Origin of the sequence: Pseudomonas sp. NyZ480, from assembly GCF_029537255.1 — a bacterium.
In the GTDB taxonomy this organism is placed as follows: Bacteria; Pseudomonadota; Gammaproteobacteria; order Pseudomonadales; family Pseudomonadaceae; genus Aquipseudomonas; species Aquipseudomonas taiwanensis.
This window is the reverse complement of sequence record NZ_CP120626.1, coordinates 1655323-1678907: the sequence shown is the minus strand read 5'-3', so window position 1 is coordinate 1678907 and position 23585 is coordinate 1655323. Positions and strand designations below refer to the sequence as shown.

Annotated in this window: 17 protein-coding genes; 9 read left to right on the top strand and 8 right to left on the bottom strand. The window is 63.4% G+C overall.

What is annotated here, in order from left to right; all coding sequences use genetic code 11:
- The first annotated feature begins 1796 nt into the window (after positions 1 to 1796).
- The 9 genes from P3R38_RS07635 (at position 1797) to P3R38_RS07595 (ending at position 14238) form a co-directional block, all read left to right on the top strand.
- On the top strand, positions 1797 to 2756 hold the full coding sequence (locus P3R38_RS07635) for a MoxR family ATPase (protein WP_023379511.1): 960 nt from the start codon (positions 1797 to 1799) through the stop codon (positions 2754 to 2756).
- Positions 2757 to 2760: 4 nt separating this feature from the next.
- Positions 2761 to 3705, top strand: coding sequence for a DUF58 domain-containing protein (locus tag P3R38_RS07630; protein WP_023379510.1), 945 nt, complete (start codon positions 2761 to 2763; stop codon positions 3703 to 3705).
- Positions 3702 to 4196, top strand: coding sequence for a DUF4381 domain-containing protein (locus P3R38_RS07625; protein ID WP_023379509.1), 495 nt, complete (start codon positions 3702 to 3704; stop codon positions 4194 to 4196). The genes P3R38_RS07630 and P3R38_RS07625 overlap by 4 nt, the downstream gene beginning before the upstream one ends.
- On the top strand, positions 4189 to 5265 hold the full coding sequence (locus P3R38_RS07620) for a VWA domain-containing protein (RefSeq protein ID WP_023379508.1): 1077 nt from the start codon (positions 4189 to 4191) through the stop codon (positions 5263 to 5265). Before P3R38_RS07625 ends, P3R38_RS07620 begins: the two co-directional genes overlap by 8 nt.
- Positions 5262 to 6977 (top strand): tetratricopeptide repeat protein, encoded by a 1716-nt coding sequence (locus P3R38_RS07615; protein ID WP_277686968.1) that lies wholly within the window; start codon positions 5262 to 5264, stop codon positions 6975 to 6977. The genes P3R38_RS07620 and P3R38_RS07615 overlap by 4 nt, the downstream gene beginning before the upstream one ends.
- Positions 6974 to 8599 carry a BatD family protein gene (locus P3R38_RS07610; RefSeq protein ID WP_023379506.1) on the top strand — a complete coding sequence of 542 codons (1626 nt, stop codon included), beginning with the start codon at positions 6974 to 6976 and terminating at the stop codon, positions 8597 to 8599. The genes P3R38_RS07615 and P3R38_RS07610 overlap by 4 nt, the downstream gene beginning before the upstream one ends.
- 169 nt (positions 8600 to 8768) lie before the next feature.
- Positions 8769 to 10007: an exonuclease SbcCD subunit D C-terminal domain-containing protein gene (locus tag P3R38_RS07605; RefSeq protein WP_023379504.1), complete on the top strand. Its 1239-nt coding sequence runs from the start codon at positions 8769 to 8771 to the stop codon at positions 10005 to 10007.
- Positions 10004 to 13648: an AAA family ATPase gene (locus P3R38_RS07600; protein WP_277686967.1), complete on the top strand. Its 3645-nt coding sequence runs from the start codon at positions 10004 to 10006 to the stop codon at positions 13646 to 13648. The genes P3R38_RS07605 and P3R38_RS07600 overlap by 4 nt, the downstream gene beginning before the upstream one ends.
- On the top strand, positions 13645 to 14238 hold the full coding sequence (locus tag P3R38_RS07595) for a glutathione S-transferase (RefSeq protein ID WP_027907513.1): 594 nt from the start codon (positions 13645 to 13647) through the stop codon (positions 14236 to 14238). Before P3R38_RS07600 ends, P3R38_RS07595 begins: the two co-directional genes overlap by 4 nt.
- A gap of 94 nt (positions 14239 to 14332) precedes the next feature.
- On the opposite strand, the gene P3R38_RS07590 is transcribed toward P3R38_RS07595, so the two are convergent.
- From P3R38_RS07590 to P3R38_RS07555, 8 genes are all read right to left on the bottom strand, one after another.
- A complete protein-coding gene (locus P3R38_RS07590; RefSeq protein ID WP_023379501.1) occupies positions 14333 to 14512 on the bottom strand; it encodes a hypothetical protein in 180 nt (59 codons plus the stop codon).
- Between the two features lie 123 nt (positions 14513 to 14635).
- The gene (locus P3R38_RS07585) at positions 14636 to 15766 is read right to left on the bottom strand and encodes a lactonase family protein (RefSeq protein ID WP_277686966.1); all 1131 of its coding nucleotides are present in this window, start codon (positions 15764 to 15766) and stop codon (positions 14636 to 14638) included.
- Positions 15732 to 16022 (bottom strand): DUF5629 family protein, encoded by a 291-nt coding sequence (locus tag P3R38_RS07580; protein ID WP_104882799.1) that lies wholly within the window; start codon positions 16020 to 16022, stop codon positions 15732 to 15734. Before P3R38_RS07580 ends, P3R38_RS07585 begins: the two co-directional genes overlap by 35 nt.
- A gap of 105 nt (positions 16023 to 16127) precedes the next feature.
- Positions 16128 to 18503, bottom strand: a complete 2376-nt coding sequence (locus tag P3R38_RS07575) for an RND family transporter (protein ID WP_041925608.1) — start codon at positions 18501 to 18503, stop codon at positions 16128 to 16130.
- Positions 18504 to 18523: 20 nt separating this feature from the next.
- Positions 18524 to 19564, bottom strand: coding sequence for a YCF48-related protein (locus P3R38_RS07570; RefSeq protein WP_277686965.1), 1041 nt, complete (start codon positions 19562 to 19564; stop codon positions 18524 to 18526).
- Positions 19565 to 19819: 255 nt separating this feature from the next.
- On the bottom strand, positions 19820 to 22477 hold the full coding sequence (gene pepN, locus P3R38_RS07565) for an aminopeptidase N (protein ID WP_027907518.1): 2658 nt from the start codon (positions 22475 to 22477) through the stop codon (positions 19820 to 19822).
- A 12-nt stretch (positions 22478 to 22489) separates the two neighbouring features.
- The gene (locus P3R38_RS07560) at positions 22490 to 23320 is read right to left on the bottom strand and encodes a DUF2797 domain-containing protein (RefSeq protein WP_023379493.1); all 831 of its coding nucleotides are present in this window, start codon (positions 23318 to 23320) and stop codon (positions 22490 to 22492) included.
- Positions 23317 to 23577 carry a DUF1315 family protein gene (locus tag P3R38_RS07555; protein WP_023379492.1) on the bottom strand — a complete coding sequence of 87 codons (261 nt, stop codon included), beginning with the start codon at positions 23575 to 23577 and terminating at the stop codon, positions 23317 to 23319. Before P3R38_RS07555 ends, P3R38_RS07560 begins: the two co-directional genes overlap by 4 nt.
- Positions 23578 to 23585: the final 8 nt, after the last annotated feature.

Here is a 23585-nt window from a genome sequence, read left to right as displayed (position 1 = left end):
CCTACTTTTGCTCTTGGGCAAAAGTAGGCAAAAACCGCTGGCTCCTATCATCCGGCCCCTACGCTTCGCTCCGGGGTTCCCTCGCTACGGGCTTGCTCCCGGGAGGACCGCGCTGAACGGCCCCTCCTGGGCCGCAGCGCTTGACGGGCATCCATGCCCGTCACCTCCCTCCGCAAGCCCTACGCTCGGCCTACTGACGTCGCACTTTGCAGCGCCTGGAATATCGCGCATTAAAAGCAAAAGCGAAGCATCAAATACCAACTCCGAACAAAAACAATAACAACTAAATCAGCCGCTCATTAACTATTAAAATTACAAAATGCGAGGCAAACTTTCTTTTGCTTCGCTTTGCTCTTGCTTCTAGCGCGCGGTAGTTCAGGCGCCACCTGATGCGACTTCAGGAGGCCGAGCGCAGGGCTTGCGCAGGGAGGTGACGGGCATGGATGCCCGTCAAGCGCTGCGGCCCAGGAGGGGCCGTTCAGCGCGGTCCTCCCGGAGCAAGCCCGGAGCGAGGGAACCCCGGAGCGCAGCGTAGGGGCCGGATGATAGGAGCCAGACTTTTTTGGTTACTTTTTGGGGCGTCTGCCAAAAAGTGACCCGCTGTAAGAGCGGAAAGGTGATTGAGCGTCACCTTGGCAAATGGATAAGCTCACGTATCCAGAAACCAAAACTTCAAACTTCAAACTTCAAACTTCAAACTTCAATGCACAGATTTAAGGGCGGCATTCAGATAGCGTGAATATCCATTCGCCATGGAGGCGCTCATTCACCTTTTCGCCTTTACGGCGACCTACTTTTGCTCTTGGGCAAAAGTAGGCAAAAACCGCTGGCTCCTATCATCCGGCCCCTACGCTTCGCTCCGGGGTTCCCTCGCTACGGGCTTGCTCCCGGGAGGACCGCGCTGAACGGCCCCTCCTGGGCCGCAGCGCTTGACGGGCATCCATGCCCGTCACCTCCCTCCGCAAGCCCTACGCTCGGCCTACTGACGTCGCACTTTGCAGCGTCTGGGATATCGCGCATTAAAAGCAAAAGCGAAGCATCAAATACCAACTCCGAACAAAAACAACAACAATAACAACTAAATCAGCCGCTCATTAACTATTAAAATTACAAAATGCGAGGCGAACTTTCTTTTGCTTCGCTTTGCTCTTGCTTCTGGCGCGCGGTAGTTCAGGCGCCACCTCATGCGACTTCAGGAGGCCGAGCGCAGGGCTTGCGCAGGGAGGTGACGGGCATGGATGCCCGTCAAGCGCTGCGGCCCAGGAAGGGCCGTTCAGCGCGGTCCTCCCGGAGCAAGCCCGGAGCGAGAGAACCCCGGAGCGCAGCGCAGGGGCCGGATGATAGGAGCCAGACTTTTTTGGTTACTTTTTGGGGCGTCTGCCAAAAAGTGACCCGCTGTAAGAGCGGAAAGGTGATTGAGCGTCACCTTGGCAAATGGATATGCTCACGCATCCAGAAACCAAAACTTCAAACTTCAAAGCACAGATTTAAGGGCGGCATTCAACTAACGTGATCACTCACCTTTTCGCCCCACTCCCATATATCCGCCCCCTACAGGATCACCTCGCCAACGTCTTGCTGCCGAAAACCCAAGCTCGACCTCATGACCCAATTGGCGATACCTGAACGACCGCGTACCCCCGAAGCAAAAGCAACACACAACGAGCACGACTGACTTTTCGAGAATTTTACCCACCGCCATTGGTCGCCACCCCCCCGGATAGATTAAAGTATCACCCCCTGCCCCAGGCACCCGCTCACAGCGCGCCCGGGCCCAATCCCAGGAACCGTCGCCGATGGAACACCGTGAAGCGCTGATCGCGCTGCGCACATTTCTTTCCTCCCAGATCCTAGGCCAGGAAAAACTGGTCGAACGTCTGTTGATCGTGCTCCTGGCCGATGGCCACATGCTCGTCGAGGGTGCCCCAGGCCTGGCCAAGACCAAGGCCATCAAAGAACTCGCCGAAGGCATCGAAGCCCAGTTCCACCGCATCCAGTTCACCCCAGACCTGCTGCCCGCCGACATCACCGGCACCGAAATCTACCGCCCAGAAACCGGTAGCTTCGTGTTCCAGCAAGGCCCGATCTTCCATAACCTGGTCCTGGCCGACGAAATCAACCGCGCCCCCGCCAAAGTCCAGTCCGCACTGCTCGAAGCCATGGCCGAACGCCAGGTCAGCGTCGGCCGCAGTACCTACGACCTGTCGCCGCTGTTCCTGGTCATGGCCACCCAGAACCCCATCGAGCAGGAAGGCACCTACCCACTGCCCGAAGCCCAACTCGACCGCTTCCTGATGCACGTGAAAATCGGCTTCCCCGACGCCGCCGTCGAACGCCGCATTCTCGCCCAGGCACGGGGCGAAGCCCTCGGCGGCGAGGCCAAGCCCGAGCGACGCGTCAGCCAGCAAGCAATCTTCGCCGCCCGCAAGGAAATCCTCGGGCTGTACATGGCCGACGCCGTGGAGGAATACCTGGTCCAGCTGGTAATGGCCACCCGCACCCCGGCCAAGTTCGACGCCGAACTCGCCGACTGGATCGCCTACGGTGCCAGCCCCCGCGGCTCCATCGCCCTCGATCGCTGCGCCCGGGCCCATGCCTGGCTGGCCGGGCGCGACTTCGTCAGCCCCGAGGACATCCAGGCGGTCCTGTTCGATGTGCTGCGCCACCGCATCATCCTGTCCTTCGAGGCCGAAGCGGCAGGCATCGACCAGGACCGCGTGGTCCAGCGCATCCTCGACGTCGTTGCCGTAGCCTGACCCCATGCCCACCACTCAGCTGGCCGAGCCCGGCATCCGCATTGGCCTAGCCGAGCTGATCGACATGCGCCACCGAGTACGCGAGATCCAGCTGTTCTCGCGCCCCGGCCAGCGCAGCCCACTGGTCGGCCTGCACCACTCCAAACTGCGTGGGCGCGGGGTGGACTTCGACCAGGTGCGCGTGTACCAGGCCGGCGACGACGTGCGCAACATCGACTGGCGCGTCACCGCACGCACGCAGGAGCCACACACCAAACTCTTCCATGAAGAACGCGAACGGCCAATCTTCATCCTCGTCGAACAAAGCCAGCGGCTGTTCTTCGGCTCGGGGCTGATGTTCAAATCGGTCTTGGCCGCCCAGGCCGCGGCGTTGTTCGGCTGGGCCGCGTTGGGCCATAACGACCGCATCGGTGGGCTGGTGTTCGGTGACAACGAACACCACGAAGTCAAACCCCGACGCAGCAAGCAAAGCCTGCTGCAACTGCTCAACCGTCTGGCCAAGGTCAACCAGTCCCTGCACACCGAAGCCGTGCCCCAGGCCGACAACCTCGGCCTTGCCCTGCGCCGGGCCCGCGAGGTGCTGCGTCCCGGTAGCCTAGCCATCGTCATCTGCGACGAACGCTCGCTGACCGACCAGGCCGAACAGCACCTGGCCATGCTTTCGCGCCATTGCGACCTGCTGCTGCTTCCAGTGTCCGATCCGCTCGACCACGCCCTGCCCGCCGCCGGGCTCCTGCGCTTCGCCCAGCGCAGCGCGCAGCTGGAACTCGACACCCTCGACGCCAACCTGCGCCAGGCCTACCGACAGCAAGCCGAAGCCCGAGTCGAGCGTTGGGAGCTCATGACGCAAAAATTGCGCGTCCTGATGATGCCGCTGAGCACTCAGAGCGAAATGATCGAACAGTTGCGCGAGTACCTGAATGCTCAGCGCCCTGGGAGCGGCAAATGAACCCGTTGGACCAACTGCAGCCTTTGATCGCGCCGCAGGCGATCGGCGTGTGGCCGCCCGCGCCAGGCTGGTGGTTGTTGCTCGCGATACTGCCGCTGCTCGCGTGGGCCATTTGGCGCCTGCGCCGCTGGCGCCCCGGCAAGCGTCCCATCGTGCGCGCCGAACAACCACTCGACCCGGTGCGTGTCGAGGCCCTGGCCGAACTGGCTCGCCTGCCGCGCCCCTACGACGGCGCCCCCGCAGGTGCCTGGCTACAACAGATCAATGCCCTGCTCAAACGTTTGTGCCGCAACCACTACCCCGGCGCCAATAGCCATACCCTCAACGGGCGCCAATGGCTGGCTTTCCTCGACAACCGCTGCCCAGCCGCAGGCCTTACCCGCTGGATGGTGCTAGTCGAAGGCGCCTACAAACCCGAGTGCAAGCTCGACGACAAAGCCATCGCCGGGCTCAGCCAGGCGGTCGAAACCTGGATCCGCAAGCATGTTTGAGCTGGCCTGGCCGTGGATCTTCACGCTGCTGCCGTTGCCGTGGTTGGCGCGTCTGCTGCTGCCCGCCGCCGACAGCGGCGAGCCGGTGCTGAAGGTGGGCTTTCTCGATGAACTGGAAGGACTGGCCGGGCGCCGGGCGCGCCTGAACCTGCCAACCTGGCGGCAACAGGCGCCCTATGTCGTGATCTGGCTCCTGCTACTGTTCGCCGCCGCGCGCCCACAATGGCTTGGCGACCCGGTGCCGGTGGCGGCCAGTGGTCGTGACCTGCTGGTGGCCGTGGATGTCTCCGGCTCCATGGACTTCCCCGACATGCAATGGAAGGACGAGGACATCAGCCGCCTGGACCTGGTCAAGGCACTGCTTGGCGACTTCCTTCAGGACCGCGAGGGTGACCGGGTCGGCTTGATCCTGTTCGGCAGCCAGGCCTACCTGCAGGCCCCCCTCACCTTCGATCGGCGCACGGTGCGTACTTTCCTCGACGAAGCGCAAATCGGCATCGCCGGCAAGAACACAGCCATCGGCGACGCCATTGGCCTGGCGGTCAAGCGCCTGCGCGAGCGTCCGGCGCAGAGCCGGGTCCTGGTGCTGATCACCGACGGTGCCAACAACGGCGGGCAGATCCACCCATTGACCGCGGCACGCTTGGCAGCCCAGGAGGGCGTACGCATCTACACCATCGGTATCGGCGCGAACCCCGAGGCCAGCGGAACCCCTGGCCTGCTCGGCCTGAACCCGAGCCTGGACCTGGACGAGGCCTCGCTGAAGGAGATTGCCGAGATCACTCACGGCACCTACTTCCGTGCCCACGACGGCGCCGAACTGGACGCCATCGGCGACACCCTCGATCAACTGGAGCCCGTGGCCCAGCAACCGACCCAGGCACGCACGGCCAAAGACTTGTACGCCTGGCCGCTGGCCCTTGCGTTGTTGCTGAGCGTACTGCTGGTGGTTGCCGTGCAATGGCCGGACAACCGACTGCAGCGCCTGCTGCGCAAGCCTCGGTTCCTGCAGCCTCACCCGGAATGGCGCCAACGCCTGAAGCGCCTGCGCCTGAGGAGACGGCGATGATCGACCTTTGGCCACAATGGCTGCGCCCCCTCTGGCTGCTGGTACTGCCGCTACTCGGCTGGCTGATCTTCAAACTGTGGCACCGACGCAAACGCGCCGGGCGCTGGCAGATGATCTTGCCGCCCGCTTTCCATCCAGTGCTGCTAGGGGGCGGCACTGGCAGCACCAGCAAACTGCCATGGGTGGCCTTGGGGCTGGCCTGGTTCCTGGTGGTGCTGGCCTTGCTCGGGCCCAGCTGGCAGCGCGTGGAAGAAACCCGCCAGCGCCCCGCCGACCCATTGGTGATCCTGCTCGAACTGACTCCGCAGATGCTTGCCGAAGACAGCCCGCCCAACCGCCTGGAACACGCCCGGCGCAAAGTGCTCGACCTGCTCGAACACCGTCGCGACAGCCAGACCGCCCTCGTCGTCTACGCCGGCAGCGCACACACGCTGGTCCCGCTATCCGACGACCTGGGCACGACACGCAACCTGCTCGAAGCCATCGACCCGTCGATCATGCCGCAGGCAGGCCAGCGTGCCGACCTGGCCGTACAAAAAGGCCTGTCGCTGCTGGCTCAAAGTGGCCTGGGCCAGGGTCGGCTGTTGCTGATTGGCTCGGCGCTTAGCGAACAGGAACGCCAGGGCATCATTCATGCCTTGGGCCGTCAGGGGCCGAGCCTGCTGATGCTGGGCATCGGCAGCAGTCAAGGCGCACCGGTGCGCCAGGCCAATGGCGAGTTCCTCAAGGACGATCAGGGCGGCATCCTGCTGCCGCGCCTGGACAGCGCCAGCCTCAAGGCCTTCATCAGCAGTACCGGCGGGCGCTATCGCCACGCCCGCATCGACGATCTGGACCTGCGTGGCCTGGGCTTGTTCGACAACCCCCGCGCCCTGCGCAACGACGGTCAAAGCGTGCAACTGGACAGTTGGGCCGACCAGGGTTACTGGCTGTTGCTCCCACTGTTGCTGTTGGCAGCCTGTGCCGGCCGGCGCGGCTGGCTGTTCTGCCTGCCACTGCTGCTGGCCGTGCCGCAGCCCAGCCAGGCCTTCGAGTTCAACGACCTGTGGCTGCGCCCCGACCAGCAAGGTCAACGCCTGCTCGAACAAAACCGCCCGGCCGAGGCCGCGCATCACTTCCAGGACCCACAGTGGCGTGGCATGGCGCTCTACCAGGCCGGCGACTTCGCGGGCGCCGCCCAGGCCTTCGCACAGAGCAACACTGCCGCGGCCCACTACAATCGAGGCAATGCCCTGGCCCGTAGCGGCGAGCTGGAAGCTGCCCTGGATGCCTACGAGCAAGCCCTGGAGCGACAGCCCGACCTCAAGGCGGCGCTGGACAACCAGGCGCTGGTCCAGCAACTGCTGCTGCAACGCGAAGCCAAGGGCGAGGAACCACAAGCCGACAACGATGCCCAAGGCACTCCCGGCAGCGACACCGAGGGCAACAGTAGCTCGGCCAGCAACCCGGCCCAGGGCACACCCGGCAACAGCGAACAGGCCGCCGAGGCACCCGGCGAGAGTAGTCAGAACGGTCAGACACCACCCAACACCCAGGGCGGTGACGACGACAGCGTTACACAGGCGCCGCAACGCCCGGTGTCGACCAGCCTTGACGCAGAGCAACGCCAGGCCCTGGAACAATGGCTGCGAGAGATCCCCGACAACCCGGCGGAACTGCTGCGGCGCAAATTCTGGTATGAACAGCAATTGCATCAGGAAAATCCACGATGAGTCGCTTCGGCGTCTTTCTCCTTTGTCTGCTGTGGGCCCTGGTGGCCCAGGCCCAACCCAGCCTGCAGGCCAGCGTCGACCGCACTCGCCTGGAAGCCGGCGAAACCCTGGAACTGACCCTTGAAAGCCAGGATGTGACCCAGTTCGGCAAGCCTGACCTGCGTGCGCTGGAGGGCGATTTCGAAGTGCGTGGCACGCGCCAGTTGAACAGCCTGCACACCCTCGACGGCGAAACCCGTGCCAGCACCCGCTGGATCATCACACTGCTGCCACGCCGCAGCGGCAGCCTGGTCATCCCCGAACTGCAACTGGGCCAATCACGTAGTCAGACCATCGAGCTTCAGGTGGTGCAGGCCGACGCCAGCCGGACGGACAGCGCGGCCCAGGTATTCGTCGAAGCCAGCCTCGACAGCAGCGATGTCTACGTCCAGGCGCAGGCCGTGCTGACCGTGCGCATCTATCACTCGGTATCGCTGTACGACGACAGCAGCTTGAGCCCCCTGCAACTGGAGAGCGCCAAGGTCGAGCAACTGGGTGAGTCGCGCACCTACGAGAAGGACATCAACGGCATTCGTCATGGCGTGATCGAAACCCGTTACGCTCTGTACCCGCAGCAAAGCGGCACCGTGGACATTCCACCGCTGACCTTCACCGCCACCGCCGCCGACAATGGCCAGCAACCGGCTGGTAGCGCACGGGTCGGCCGCCAGCTGCAGGTCAGCTCGCTGCCGCTGCGCTTGAACGTGCGCCCTATTCCCACCGCCTGGCCTGCCGATACGCCTTGGCTGCCCGCCCGCAGCCTGAGCCTGGAAGAACACTGGAACCCTGACCCTGCGCAACAGAAGGTGCAGATCGGCGACTCGCTGACCCGTAACATCACCCTACGCGCCGAGGGCCTCTCAAGCACTCAGTTGCCGCCACTACCAGCCACTGAAATCACCGGCCTGCGTCGCTATCCCGACCAACCGTTGCTGCGTAATGAAATCAACGAACGTGGCATGACCGCCAACCGCGAGGAACGCGAGGCACTGGTCCCAATCCACAGCGGCCAGCTGGCACTGCCGGCGCTGGAGGTCACTTGGTGGAACACCCGCGAAGACCATCTAGAGCACTCAAGCCTGCCCGCTCGCAACCTCGATGTGCAGGACAACCCGGCACTGAGCGCCGAAACACCGGTGGGCGACACCCGCAGCGGCAGCACGCTGCTCTGGCCCTGGCAGCTGGCCACCTTGATACTGGCCCTCACCACGGTACTGGGCTTCGCCCTCTGGTGGCGGGCACGCTCCCAACCAGCGGTGTTGCGTGCGGCGCAGAATGGTCCGAGCCCACGCACCTTGATGGACGACATCAAGCGAGCCTGCCAGGCCAACGACCCGCAGGCCACGCGCCAGGCGCTCGATGCCTGGGCACGCCAGCAACCGGAAACCCTGGCCGACATGGCCGCTCGGTTCGTGCCCTTGTCCGATGCACTGGACAGCCTGAACGGGGCTCTCTACAGCGAAAGCGGACAGTATTGGCATGGCGATGAATTGTGGCGCGCCATCGGCACCATTCCGCCGGCCGAACAGGTGTTGCCACCCGCTGGAGAAACAGGAAGCCTGCCGCCACTGTATCCCAAGTGAGGGGCTGGGGTGCCCGCCTTCAGTGCGCGGCGTCCTGGAGATCGAGCGCCGCGCGCGGGGCTCGATCCAACCGACACGGAACACCTCACGACAAACACCACGCCCCCCTGCTTGGGTTACCATACCGCCCTTTCCCTCGCTTGCCCGACTCGACACCAACAGGTCATCCATGCGTCTGTTTCACACCTCCGACTGGCACCTGGGCCAAAGCCTGCACGGCCAGGAACGCGACTTCGAACACGCCTGCTTCCTCGACTGGCTGCTGGGCCAACTACGGCTGCGCCAACCCGATGCGCTGCTGATCGCTGGCGATATCTTCGACACGGTCAACCCACCGGTCAAAGCCCAGGAGCGCCTTTACGACTTCATCGTCCAGGCCCATGAACAGCTGCCGAAGCTGGACATCGTGATGATCGCCGGCAACCACGATTCCGGCTCGCGGATCGAACTGCCCGCCGCGCTGATGCGGCGCCTGCGCACCCATGCCCTGGGCCGCGTGCACTGGCTCGACGAAGGCCAGTTGGATGCCGAGCGCCTGCTCATTCCGCTCACCAACGCCCGCGGCAAGGTCTGCGCTTGGTGCCTGGCCCTGCCCTTCCTGCGTCCGGCGGAAGTCACTGGCCCGCAGCTGGGTGACGATTACCTGCAAGGTATCCACCAGGTACACCAGCAACTGATCGGCGCAGCGCAGCAAAAACGCAAGAAAGACCAGGCGCTGATTGCCATCAGCCATGCACACATGGCCGGCGGCTCAGTCTCGGAAGACTCCGAGCGGAGCCTGATCATCGGTAATGCCGAAGCCTTGCCGGCCAAGCTCTTCGACAAAGCCATCAGCTACGTCGCCCTGGGCCACCTGCACAAGCCGCAGAAGGTCAACCGCGAGAACCGCATCCGCTACAGCGGCTCGCCGATACCGCTGTCGTTCGCCGAGATCAACTACCCCCACCAGGTACTGGAGGTGGAGCTGGAAGGCACCGAGCTGATCAGCGTCGAAGCGCGCCCGGTGCCGCGCGCCGTGGCACTGCAGCGCCTGGGCCCCGCGCCGCTGGGTGAAGTGCTCCAGCAGCTCGCCGACTTGCCGATGATCGACTTGCTCGAAGACCCCAACCGCCAGCCCTGGCTGGAAGTGCGCGTACGCCTGGACGAACCGCAGCCCGACCTGCGCCAGCAAATCGAGCAGGCCCTGCATGGCAAGGCCGTGCGCCTGGTGCGCATCAGCGCCGAATACGCCGGCCGTGGCGAACAGCAGGACGATGACCAGGCCTTCGTGGAACTGGCGCAGATGACGCCGCAAGACCTGTTCAGCCGCGCCTGGGAGCAGGCCTACGGCAGCCCGGTGGACGAGCAGGCCCTGTCCGACTTCGCCCTGTTGCTGCAGGACGTACAGCTCGAAGAGGAACTGCCATGAAAATTCTCGCCATTCGCCTCAAGAACCTGGCGTCCCTGGCCGGTCCGATCGACATCGGCTTCACCGCCGAGCCGCTGGCCAGCGCCGGCCTGTTCGCCATCACTGGCCCTACTGGCGCCGGCAAGAGCACCTTGCTGGACGCGCTATGCCTGGCCCTGTTCGGCAGCGTGCCACGGCTCGAAGACATCGGCCGTGAAGCCAAGGTGCCAGACGCCGACGGCGAAATCCCCACCTCAGACCCGCGCAACCTGTTGCGCCGCGGCACGGGTAGCGGCTTTGCCGAAGTCGACTTCCTGGGCATCGATGGCCACCGCTACCGGGCGCGCTGGGAAGCGAACCGCGCCCGCGACAAGGCCAACGGCAAGCTGCAGAACAGCCGCCAGAGCCTGTACGACCTGGACAGCGAACAACTCCTGGGCAGCGGCAAGAACGAGTACAAGCAACTGATCGAAGCACGCCTGGGCTTGAACTTCGAACAGTTCACCCGCGCAGTGATGTTGGCCCAGAGTGAGTTCGGCGCCTTCCTCAAGGCCGACGACAAAGAACGCAGCGAGCTGCTGGAAAAGCTCACCAACACCGCCATCTACACCCGCCTTGGCCAACGCGCGTTCAGCAAGGCGCGGGAAACCAGCGAAGCCCACAGTGCCTTGAAAGACCGCGCCAGCCATTTGCTGCCCATGGCCAGCGAAGCCCGTGCCGAGCTTGACCAACGCCTGGAGCAGGCCCAGCAGCAGTTCAAGGCCGACCAGGCCCGCGAACGACAACTGGAGCAACAACGGGCCTGGCTTGTCGAACAACAGCAGCTGCAGGCCCAGCACAACGAGGCTGCGCAGGCGCTCAAGGATGCAGCACTGGCGTGGGAGCAGCTGTCCGGACAACGCATCGACCTGCAGCGCCTGGAACGCCTGGCGCCGCAGCGCCACCAGTTCCATCGCCAGCAGACGCTGCAGGCGGCACTGGCACCGCTGGCCACCACCCTCAGCGAGCAGCAGCGCCAGCACAACGATCTGAACACCCGCTGCACCGAACTTGAGCAGGCGCTGGAAACTTCACGTCAGGCGTTGAGCCAAGCCCAAGGCAATCAGAGCGAAAACGCCCCACGCCTGCGTCAGGCTTTCGCCGAGCAAGACACCCTCGCCCGTCTGGCGCAAGAGCTGGGCAAGCTGCGCGAAACGCGCCAGCAGGCCGACCTGGCCGCCGGCGCGTTGCAGCAACAGGTGCAGCAACTCGATGAGCAGCAGCAACGAAGCCAGGAGCAACTGGCACGGATCGACGCCGCCCTGGCAGAGAGCGCTTCGCTGCACACGCTGAGCAACGCCTGGCAGGCCTACCGCCCGCAACTGCAACAGCTGCTGCAGATCGGCAACCGCCTCAGCCAAGGCCGCGAGGAGCTGCCTGGCTTGCAAGCCCAGGCCAGCCAGGCCAATGCCCAGCTGCAAGCACAGCGCGACGCCTTCGAGGTGCTGTTCCGCGAGGCTGGCGCAGAACCCCAGGCGCTGGCCGAGCAGCTCGACCTGCTGGGCGGCATGCTGCAGGAAAACCGTAAGCAGCAACGCGCCGTGGAAGAATTGTCGCGCCTGCACACCCGCGAGCAAGAACTGCAGCAAGGCATCGCTTCGCTGCGCGAGCGCCAGCAACAGGCCCTGCAACAACGCCAGCAACTGATCGGCGAAGGCACCGCCGCCAAGACCGAGCTGGAAAACGCCGAACAAGCCTTGACCCTGACCCGCCAGTTGCTCGAACGGCAGCGCCTGGCACGCAACACCAGCGTCGAGGAGCTGCGTGGCCAACTGCGTGATGGCGAACCTTGCCCGGTGTGTGGCAGTGCCGAGCACCCGTTCCATCAGCCCGAAGCACTGCTGCATAGCCTCGGCCGACACGATCAGGCCGAGGAAGCGGCGGCAGTCGCATTGGTCGAACAGCTCAATGCCCGCCTGATCGAGCTGCGCACCCAGGTCGGTGTGGTCAACGGCCAGATCAAGGAATACCAGCATCAGCACGGGCAGTTGAGCGAACAATTGCAGCCGTTGGCCGAACAACTGGCCGCTCATGCCCTCTGGGCGGCGCTCAGCGCCCATGACCCAGCGGCCCGTGGTGCCTGGCTGGATGGCCAGCTGCGTCGCCTGGAGCAGGAGATCAGCCGGGACGAGAGTCGTCAGGCCACCCTGCTCGCGGTACAGAAAGAAGCCGCTCGCCTCAATCAGCAACTGCAAGCCGCCGGCGAAGCACAGCAGCAGGCACAGCAGCGCCTGGACCAGCAACACCAGGCGCTAGATGCGGATCAACAGCGCCTGGAGCAGGCCCTGGCGGACTTCGCCAGCCTACTGCCAGCCGACATTCTCCAAGCCCTGCGCGACGAACCGGCGCATGCCTTCCTCAGCCTCGACCAGCAGATTGCCCAGCGCCTGCAGCAGCTGGAGCACCAAAAGGACGAGCAGCAGGAACAGCAGCAGCGGCTGCAGCAACTGGAACGGTTGCGTGACCAGCAGCAGACTCGTGTGCAACGCCAGCAAGAGCTGCAACAGCAAATCGATGGCCTGGCCGAGCAGATGGACAAGGCTCGCGCCGCACTGACTGAGCTGTTGGGGGTGCACCCAAGCGCCGAAGCCTGGCAACAGTCTCTTGAGCAGCAACTGGAGCAGGCCCGCGCGCTCGAAGCCCAGACCGCGCAGCATCTGCAGGATGCACGCACGCAAGCCTTACAGTTGGCAGGCGAACTGAAGGCCAACGAGGCCCGCCGCCAGGCACTCGAACAAGAGCATCAGCAATTGCGGGGTGAGATCGCCCAGTGGCGCGCCGAGCACCCTGAACTGGACGATGCAGGTCTCGACCGCCTGCTGGCGCTGGATGATGCGCAGGTGATCGAGCTTCGCCAGCAACTGCAAGGTGCGGAAAAGGCCATCGAACAGGGCCGCGTGGTACTTCAGGAACGCGAGCAACGCCTGCAGCAGCACTCGGCGCACACCACGGTCGATGCATCAGCCGAAGAGCTGGACCAGGCCCTGGCCCAACTTCGCGAGCATCTGACCAGCTTTGAACAACAATGCGCCGAACTGCGCGCCCAGCAAGCCGATGATCAACGTCGCCAGCAGGCACACCAGGCACTGGCCGGCGAAATCGAGCAGGCCTACCAGCAATGGCAGCGCTGGGCGCGGCTCAATGCGTTGATAGGTTCGGCATCGGGTGACGTGTTCCGCAAGATCGCCCAGGGCTACAACCTCGACCTGCTGCTGCACCATGCCAACGCGCAACTGCGCCAACTGGCGCGCCGCTACCGCCTCAAGCGCGGCGGCAGTGCACTGGGCCTGCTGGTGATGGACACCGAGATGGGTGACGAGCTGCGTTCAGTGCACTCGTTGTCCGGTGGCGAAACCTTCCTGGTGTCGCTGGCCCTTGCACTTGGGCTGGCGTCGATGGCGTCGAGCACACTGCGCATCGAGTCGCTGTTCATCGACGAAGGCTTTGGCAGCCTGGACCCCGAGTCGCTGCAACTGGCCATGGATGCCCTCGATGGCTTGCAGGCCCAAGGGCGCAAAGTGGCGGTGATCTCGCACGTACAAGAGATGCATGAGCGCATTCCGGTGCAGATCCAGGTGCGTCGCCAGGGCAACGGCCTGAGCGATGTCGAGGTGTGCGGGTGATTCTCTACTCGTTCCGACGCTGCCCCTGGGCCATGCGCGCGCGTTTGGCCCTGCGCTACGCCGGCTGCGACGTACAGGTCTGTGAAGTGGCGATGAAGGACAAGCCGGCCGAGCTGCTGGCCCTGTCGCCCAAAGGCACGGTCCCGGTGCTCGATACGGGTAGTGCAGTGCTGGAGGAAAGCCTGGACATCATGCGCTGGGCGTTGCAACAGCATGACCCACAGGATTGGCAACTGCGGGGCGACCCCGCGGCAGCCCGGCAGGCCGAAGGGCTGATCGAGCGCAACGACCGAGAATTCAAGGCGCAGGTCAATCTATACAAGTACGCCGAGCGTCACCCGCAGCACTCGCGCCAGCATTACCGCCAGCAAGCCGAACCTTGGCTGGCGGAGCTTGAACAGTTGCTGCAAGCACGCCCCTACCTGCTCGCCGACCATCCCAGCCTGGCCGATGCCGCATTACTACCCTTGATGCGCCAGTTTGCCGGGGTCGAACCTCAGTGGTTCGCCGAGGCGGCTTATCCGCGAGTGCGGAGCTGGCTAGAGGGGTGGCTGGCATCGGACCTGTTCAAGGCGGTGATGGCCCGTTGAGCTTATTGGCCCTATCGCCGGCAAGCCGGCTCCTACAGATACGGCGGGGCCCCAGTAGAAGCAGGCTTGCCGGCGATAGGGTCAATGCAGATGCTCAATGGGCATGCTTACCACTCAGTGCCGCATGAAAATGCGCACTTTGGCGCAGGTACTGCTCGGTATAGCTGTGGGTGGCCGACGCCTTGGCGCGGCTGTCGGCATGGGCATGCGCCGGCAGTACCACGGAGGCGGAAATGGCGGATGCGGCAATGACCGGGAAGAGATTGAAGTTCATCTGGGCTGACCTCGACTGCGGTGGTTTGACGTTGGCCCGTTTGGGCCTTGGGTCAAACTTACGCCGCTGAAGCCGCCTGCAGAAATTCATTGCGGCAGTAGCGAATATCACGCCGGTTGATAGTTACTCGACAAACTTCAGGTCCGAAGGCGCATCCTGTGGCAGTTTTTGCAAGGTCTCGCCGATCATCCCGCTACGTGGGTCGCGGCGCATCACCACGATCTGATTGCTCTTCTGATTGGCCACCAGCACGAAGTTGTCGCTTGGATCCAGAGCGAATTCACGGGGGTGGTCGCCTTCGACCGAGCGCCGTTGCAAGAACCTCAACTGGCCGTCGTCCTTGGCCACGCTGAACGCCACGATCTCGTTGGCCGCGCCTCGGTTGCTCACGTACAGAAAGCGCCCGTCGGCCGACAGATGCAACCCACCGGCCGCTTTCGCCTCGGGCTCCTGGCGCTCGGTCAGCGGCAAGCGCTGTCGCTCCAGCAGCGCACCATCCTGCACATCGAACATGACCACTTCTGCGCTCATTTCCAGCGTCAGGTAGGCATGACGTCCCTTGGCATCGAACAGCAGATGTCTAGGCCCGCTACCCGGCGGCAACGCCACCGAGGCGGGAATCGCCGGGCTCAGCGGATGCGTCGGGCTGGCACCGTCGTAGCGATAGATGAACACCTTGTCGGCGCCCAGGTCGCAGGCGTACAGGTGCCGCCCATCCGGCGACAGTACCAGTGCATGTACATGCGCACCGGCCTGGCGTTCGGGATTGACGCCACTGGCTTTGTGCCTGGCCTGCTGCACCACTGGATTGAGCTTGCCGTCCTTGGCGACGGGCACCACCACCAGGCTGCCGCCTGGATCGGCTGCGACCGCGTAGTTGGCGACGAACAGGTAACGCTGGTCATGGCTGAGGCTGGCGTGGGTGGGTTCATCACCCTGCGTCGGCACCTGGTTCAAAGGCTTGATCACACCCTTGCTGCTGAGACTGAAGCTGCTGACGGTGCCTTGCGCGGTTTCGTTGACCGCGAACAACTGCCGGTGATCGGCCGACAGCACCAGCCACGAAGGACTTACGCTATCGACCACCTGCAAGGGAGTGGGGTCGATGTGACCGCGCTTGCTGTCGAAGTGATAACGGTAGATGCCTTGGCTGACGCCATCGGTATAGCTGCCCACCAACAAGGTCTCGGCGTGGGCGTCGATCAGAACGCTCATGCAACTAGCGACCAGCAGGCTCTTCCAGGTCCGATTCATCTTCGTCTTCATCCGAGGCACGAAAGGCACTCATACAGACTAGACGATGCTCGCCCTGGTCATCGTTGAGCTGCCACTGATCGCCTGAGCCCACAGCGGCGGCGACCTGTTCGGTGGTGAAACTCCAGCGGCGCATCTGACGGCCGTCCATGCACTCGACGGTGAGGCCAGTGGCGTCGAAGGTGAAATCGAAGGCGTGCAGACCGTCGATCAGGAGCATGTCGCAAGACTGGAGAGCGTTGGCGAGGGAAGACATGGGGGTACCCATTGGAAATGAGGCGGCATTATAGCCTTATCGCCGGCAAGCCGGTTCCTACCCCCGGGTAGGAACCGGCTTGCCGGCGATCAAGACCCACGGCTGTCAATGGGCGAAGATCGACCCACCCTCCTTGCCCGCCAGCTTCTGCGGCTTGATCAAGAACCGCGCCAGCGCCGGCAGCAGCCACAGCGCACCGAACATGTTCCACAGCAGCATGAAGGTCAGCATCAGCCCCATGTCAGCCTGGAACTTGATCGCCGAGAAGATCCAGGTGCATACCCCGATGGCCAGGCACAACCCGGTGAACAACACCGCCTTGCCAGTAGAACGCAGGGTCTGGTAGTAGGCCTCCTGCAACGGCATGCCTGCGCGCAGGAAGCTCTCCAGGCGGCTGTAGATGTAGATGCCGTAGTCAACGCCAATACCCACCCCCAGGGCCACCACCGGCAAGGTGGCGACCTTCACGCCGATGCCCATGAACGCCATCAGCGCGTTACCCAGCACCGAAGTCAGCACCAGTGGCAGCACGATGCACAGGGTGGCGGCAAAGGAACGGAAGGTGATCATGCACATCACCGCCACGCAGATGTACACCAGGATCAGAATGGTCAGCTCGGCGGACTTGATGACCTCGTTGGTGGCCGCCTCGATACCGGCGTTACCGGCCGCGAGCAGGAACTGCAGCCCCTCTTTGTTGTGGCTGTCGGCAAAGGCCTTGGCCGCAGCAGTCACCCGCTCCAGGGTTTCGGCCTTGTGGTCGTTCAGGAACACCAGCACCGGCGCCAGCGAACAATCGGCGTTGTACAGGCCATCGGCGCGGGCGATGGAGTTGTTGAGGATGTCCGGGTTGCGCGACAGGGTTTCCCATTTCAGGCTGCCCTCGTTCATGCCCTTGATCACTTGCTTGGACACCGTCACCAAAGAGATCGCCGACTGCACGCCAGGGGTGTTCTCCATGGTCCACATCAACTCGTCGATCGGCGCCATGGTCGAGTGGATCGAGCAGCTCTCGGACGGCGTCTTGACCATGATCACCAACACATCAGAGCTGGTGGAGTAGTTGCTGATGATGAAATTGTTGTCCTGGTTGTAGCGCGAGTCCGGGCGCAATTCCGGCGCACCCTGGTCAAGGTCGCCGATCTTCAGGTTCTGGCTGTACCAGAGCCCGCCAGCGAACATCACCAGAGCAAGGGCGATCGACACCGGCGCCACCTTGGCACTGGCGAAGTTGGACAACAGGCGCCAGAACGGATGCTCACGGGTGGCGTCCTTCTTGCTGCGCTCGATGGCCTTCTTGCTGATGCCCACATAGGAAATCGCCACCGGCAGCAGGATCAGGTTGGTGAATACGATCACCGCGACACCGATGGAGGCGCCAATGGCCAGTTCGCGGATAACGCCGATGTCGATGATCAACAAGGTGATGAAGCCCACCGCGTCGGCGAGAATGGCGATCATGCCCGGCAGGAACAGCTGGCGGAAAGTACGCCGCGCGGCAGTCAGGGCATTGTCGGCGTCGCTGGACTGCAGCGCGATGCCGTTGATCTTCTGCACGCCATGGGAAATACCGATGGCGAAGATCAGGAACGGCACCAGCATGGAGTAAGGGTCCAGGCCAAAGCCGACCGCGTGCATCAGCCCTAGCTGCCATACCACCGCCACCAGGGTGGTGATGAGCACGGCGATGGTGCTGCGGATGCACCAGGTGAACCAGTACAACAGGGCCCAGGTGATGAGCAGCGCCACACCGAAGAACATCGCCACCATCACCAGGCCGTCGATCAGGTCGCCGACTTTCTTGGCGAAGCCCACGATGTGAATCTTCACGTTGGGATTCTGGGCCTGGAACTTGTCGCGGATCTTCTCTTCCAGCTGGTGGGAGAATTGCTGGTAGTCAAGCTTGATGAGCTTACCCTGGTCCTGTGGGTCCGGGTAACGCTCGAGCAACGGCACATCGATGATGCTGGACTTGAAGTTGTTGCCCACCAGGCGACCGACCTGGCCCGACTTGAGCACGTTGTCGCGCAGCGCGTCGAGGCTCTCGGCCGAGCCGTTGTAGGTGTTGGGTATCACCTCACCACCGGAGAAACCTTCCTCGGTGACTTCGGTCCAGCGCACGCTGGGGCTCCACAGCGACTTGAGGCCGGCGCGATCGACACCGGGAATGTAGAACACCTCGTCATGGATCTGACGCAGGGTCTCCATGTAGTCCTTGTCGAAGATGTCGCCATTGACTGCTTCGACCGAGATGCGCACCGTATTGCCGAGGTTCGCCAGGTCGTTGCGGTGCTCCATCATCTGCTCGATGAACGGATGCTGCAGTGGGATCATTTTCTCGAAGCTGGTGGACGGGCGGATCTGCGTGGCCTGCCAGAACAGGAAAATGCTCACCAGCAGGCACAAAGCGATGACCACCGGGCGGTTGTTGAAGATCAGGCGTTCCAGCAACGTGGCCTTGTCCTGGTGGTGAGGATGCATGGTAATGCTCTCGCGACTGGTCATGGACGCACCTCCCCGGTAGTTTGCTCGCCACCTTCGGCTGTGGCCAGGTGCACACCGCCCTGCCCCACCAGCAACAAGCCTCCGTTGGCCAGGCCACTGACTCCGGCCAGGGCGATGCGGTCGGCGCGGTTATAGACGCTGAAGGTCTGGCCGTCATCGTGGCTGCGCAGCACGCTGCCACCATTGCCGACCAGCACCAGGGTGCCGTCATCGAGAAGCGTAGCGCTTGCCAGGCCGAATTCGAGTGTGCCACGTGTGGCCTTGAGTTCGATCGGCTGCCAGGTGTCGCCGAAATCGGTGGAGCGGAACAGGTTGCCGCGCAGGCCATAGGCGAGCAGCGTGCGAGGCTGGGAGGTGCCGATCACACCGAACAGCGACCCTTCGTAAGGCCCCTCGACCTTCGACCAGGTCTGGCCGTTGTCGCCCGAGCGGAACATGCAGCCCTGCTCGCCGACGATGAACAGGCCCGCATCCTTGACCTGGGCAATACCGTTGAGATGCAGTTGATCGGGGTTGTCGAGGCGCTCGGCCACATCTTGCCAATGCTGGCCGCCATCGGTGGTTTCCAGCAACGCGCCATAGGCACCGACAGCAAATCCATGCTGGGCATCGAGGAAGCTGACATCGAGCAGCGGCGACTCGCGGGACAGGTCTTCGAACTGTTTGCTCCAGGTCGCGCCACCGTCGTTGCTGGCGAGGATCTGGGCATCGTGACCCACCGCCCAGCCGCGTTTGTCATCGAGAAAGAAGACAGCGGTCAGCAACTGCCGGGTGGGCACGCGTGCCTGGGTCCAGGCCTTGCCCTGGTCGTCGGAGAACAGGATATGGCCACGATCCCCCACCACCACCAGCCGTTTTCCGGCATGGGCAGCGTCGATCAACAGGCTCTGGCTGGCCTTGGCCGACTCGGTGGAATACTCCTGGGCGGCGGCCGCTTGCGTGGTGTGCGCCCACATACCCAATGCCAGCGCCAGCATCGCACCGGTCGCCAACGGCCAGGCACCAGGCCTGGCCTGCGTCAAAAACCGCTCCCTCATGACCGTCCCCTGTTGTGTTTTTCTTGGTGGGTCTGTGCCTTGCAGGTACTGCGAAAAGCCTGATCTAGAGGCCTGCAATAGCTTGGGGTCATGCTATCGGGGAACGTCGCGGCAATACAACGGGCAGGACGTTATGTTTTGTTAACCGCCCCAAAAGCTTCGCGGGTAAACCCGCTCCTACCGTCATCCCACCGCAGTGGTGTACCTGTAAGAGTGGGTTTACCCGCGAAGAGGCGAGTTCAGCTTATCGAGCACTCAGGCCAGGCTCTTACTCACCACTTCATACACATCGCTGGACAGCGCGCCCGAAGCGAGAATCCGCTCCAGCTCGCCCTTCATCAATGCCTGCCGCGCATCGTCGTACTTGCGCCAGCGGGTCAGCGGTGCCAACTGACGCGAAGCGATCTGCGGGTTCAGCGCATTCAGTTCGATCACCAGGTCAGCCAGGAAGCGGTACCCGGAACCGTCGGCCGCATGGAAGTTGACCAGGTTCTGCCCGGCGAACGCACCGATCAGCGCACGCACCTTGTTCGGGTTCTTCAACGTAAAGGCCGGGTGCTGCATCAGCGCCTTGACCCGCGCCAGGCCACCGGGCAACGCACTGGCCGCCTGCACGCTGAACCACTGGTCCATGACCAACGGGTTGTCCTTGAAATGTTCGGCAAAGGCCTCCAGCGCCTTGGCCCGCTCGGCTTCGAACGAGGCGTTGACCAACACGGCCAGGGCGGTCAGGCGCTCGGTCATGTTGTCGCAGTGCTCGAACTGCTCAAGTGTCGCTTCCAGCACCTGCGGCTTGCCGGTCAGCATCAGGTAGGACAGCGCGATGTTCTGCAGGCTGCGACGGGCAAAGTGCTCGGCTTGCGCCACATAGGGGGTGTTGCGCGATACCTCGCGGTTGGCCTGGTAGCGGGCCCACAGCGCGTCGAACAGCTGCTCGGCGATTTGCTGGCGAGCGAACTCGCGAGCTGCGTGGATCGCATCGACATCGGCCACCTGGCTGATCTCGGTGAGGTAGGCCTCGCCCGGTAGCGACAGCATTTCGGCGACCATGGCTGCATCGAGCGATGCGTTGCCCAGCACGGTGCCCAGGGCGGTGATCAGCCGCGGGTCGAGCTTCAGCGCTTCGCCGCGCTGATGCTGGCCGATCAGCTCCTGCAACACCTGCACCGACAGCTGCTGGCCCGCTTCCCAGCGGTTGAAGCCGTCGCTGTCATGCTGCATGAGGAACATCAGTTGGTCGCGGTCGTACGGGAAGCTCAGTTTCACCGGGGCGCTGAAACCGCGCAGCAGCGACGGCAGCGGCTTGGCCGCGATGCCCTGGAAGGTGAAGGTCTGTTCGGCTTCGGTCACCGACAGCACACGGGTGGTACCTGCTGCCGAGCCTTCACCGGCCAGCTGCAGTGGCAGGTCGTTGCCTGCAGCATCGAGCAGCCCCAGTTCGACCGGGATCACGAACGGCAGCTTCTCGACCTTATCCGGGGTCGCCGGGCAGCTCTGGCGGAACGTCAGGCTGTAGGTCTGCGCCGTCGCGTCATAAGACTCGCTGACCTCCAGGCGCGGCGTGCCGGCCTGGCTGTACCAACGCTTGAACTGGGTGAAATCGACACCGTTGGCATCTTCCATGGCCTTGATGAAGTCATCGGTGGTCACCGCCTGGCCATCGTGGCGTTCGAAGTACAGGTCGCTGCCCTTGCGGAAGCCCTCGGCGCCCAGCAGGGTACGGACCATGCGCACCACCTCGGCGCCCTTCTCGTAGACGGTCAGGGTGTAGAAGTTGGAGATCTCAATGAAGCTGTCCGGGCGCACCGGGTGGGCCATGGGGCCGGCATCTTCGGCGAACTGGTGGGTGCGCAGGTAGGCGACGTCCTCGATGCGCTTGACCGTGCGCGAGTTCATGTCGGCACTGAATTCGGCATCGCGGAACACCGTGAAGCCTTCCTTGAGCGACAGCTGGAACCAGTCGCGGCAGGTCACGCGGTTGCCCGACCAGTTGTGGAAATACTCGTGGGCAACCACGCCTTCGACGCGCTGGTGGGCGGCGTCGGTGGCGGTTTCGGCACGGGCCAGCACACAACTGGAGTTGAAGATGTTCAGGCCCTTGTTTTCCATGGCGCCCATGTTGAAGTCGTTGACCGCGACGATCATGAAGATATCCAGGTCGTATTCACGGCCGTAGACCTGTTCGTCCCAACGCATGGAGTTCTTGAGGCTGACCATCGCGTGGTCGCACTTGTCGATGTTCTCGGGCTCGACGTAAATGCGCAGGGTCACGTCGCGACCGGACTGGCGGGTGAAGCTGTCCTCGACACACCACAGGTCTCCGGCCACCAGGGCGAACAGGTAGGCCGGCTTCTTGAACGGGTCTTCCCAGGTCGCCCAGTGCCGGCCATCCTCGGCCGGGCCGCTGCCGACCGGGTTGCCGTTGGACAGCAGCACCGGGTAGCGATGCTGCTCGGCGATCACCGTGGTGGTGAAGGTGCTCATCACGTCCGGGCGGTCGAGGTAATAGGTGATCTTGCGGAAACCTTCTGCCTCGCACTGGGTGCAGAACATCTTGCCGGACTTGTAAAGGCCTTCGAGGGCTGTGTTGGATTCCGGGTGGATCTTCACGCTGGTATCGAGGGTGAAGCGCTCGCCTTCAGGCTGCACGGTCAGGCTGTCGCCATCGAGCTGGTAGTCGCCCGCCTGTAACTCCTGATCGTCCAGCGACGCACGCAACAGTTCCAGTTGCTGGCCATCGAGCACCAGCGGCGGCAGACCGGCGCCACGCTCGGGGTTGCGGCGCATGACCAGTTGCGCATGGACCAGCGTGTGGTCCTCGAACAGCTCGAAGGTCAGGTGCGTCTCGTCGATCAGGTACTCAGGGGCCTGATAATCCTTGAGGTAGATCACTTGCGGTTGTTCGGTGCGCATGGTGACGATCCTTTACTGAAGCACGGCCAGTTGGTAGGCCGTGTACTTGCGAATGTTGATCACGCCGGTGTCAAAAATCAGGTACTGGCCCTTGATGCCCAGCAGCGTGCCTTCCACCACCGGGTCCTTGTCGAGGTTGAAGCTGACGATCTTTTTCGGGTAAGCCTCCACCGGGTAACGCATCTCGACCACCTCGGCATCCGCCAACGGCTGGATGGCCTGCAAGCCGAAACGCTCCTGCAAACCGCGGATACCGTCGGCGCAGGCGTCGAAGATCTGCTCGCGGATGGCCATGAGGTCGAGCACCTCGGCGTCGCCCTTGAGCAGCGTGCGCCAATTGGTGCGGTCCGGTACCTGGCTGCGCAGCACATCTTCGACCAGACCCGATTGCTGACGGGTGGCCACGCGCATGATCGGCAGCGCCTGGCTAGCCCCCTGGTCGAGCCAGCGGGTGGGCAGTTGAGTGGCGCGGGTGATGCCGACCTTGATACCCGACGAATTGGCCAGGTACACCACGTGGTCAGTCATGCAGAACTGCTCGCCCCAGGCGGGTTCGCGGCAAGTGCCTGCGTCGTAGTGGCATTTCTCCGGGGCCATGATGCACACGTCGCACTGGGCCAGCTTGGTCATGCACGGGTAGCAGTAGCCCTGGCTGAAGCTGGTCTTGGTGCGTTTGCCACAGTGGGTGCAATGAATGGCGCCAAGGTATTCCAGGCGGATCGACTGCCCGATCAGCGGGTTCACCGGCACCTGCGTGTCATCCAGGCGGAAGCTGTACTGGACGACCGGCGCTTCCAGGCGTACCGCCATCTTGCTCAGAGAGCCACGAGCGAGTTCGATCAATGTACCGAGTCCGACTTGAACAGAATGTTAGGGATTGGCGCAGATTTCGACGAGCACTCTTGCGGGCCCATGTAGCCGGTGCGCTGCTCCTCGGGGAGGTTCTTCATCTCCCAGGCGATCACGGCCTGTAGCGACAGCTCTTTCTGCTCGGGGGTGAGCTTGCGGCCGTCGGACCATTTGCCGATTTCCACGGCCGTTTTCAGGCTTGCATAGATTTCAGGGGTAATGTTTTCGATCATTTGCGCGAAAGTGGACATAGCGTCTC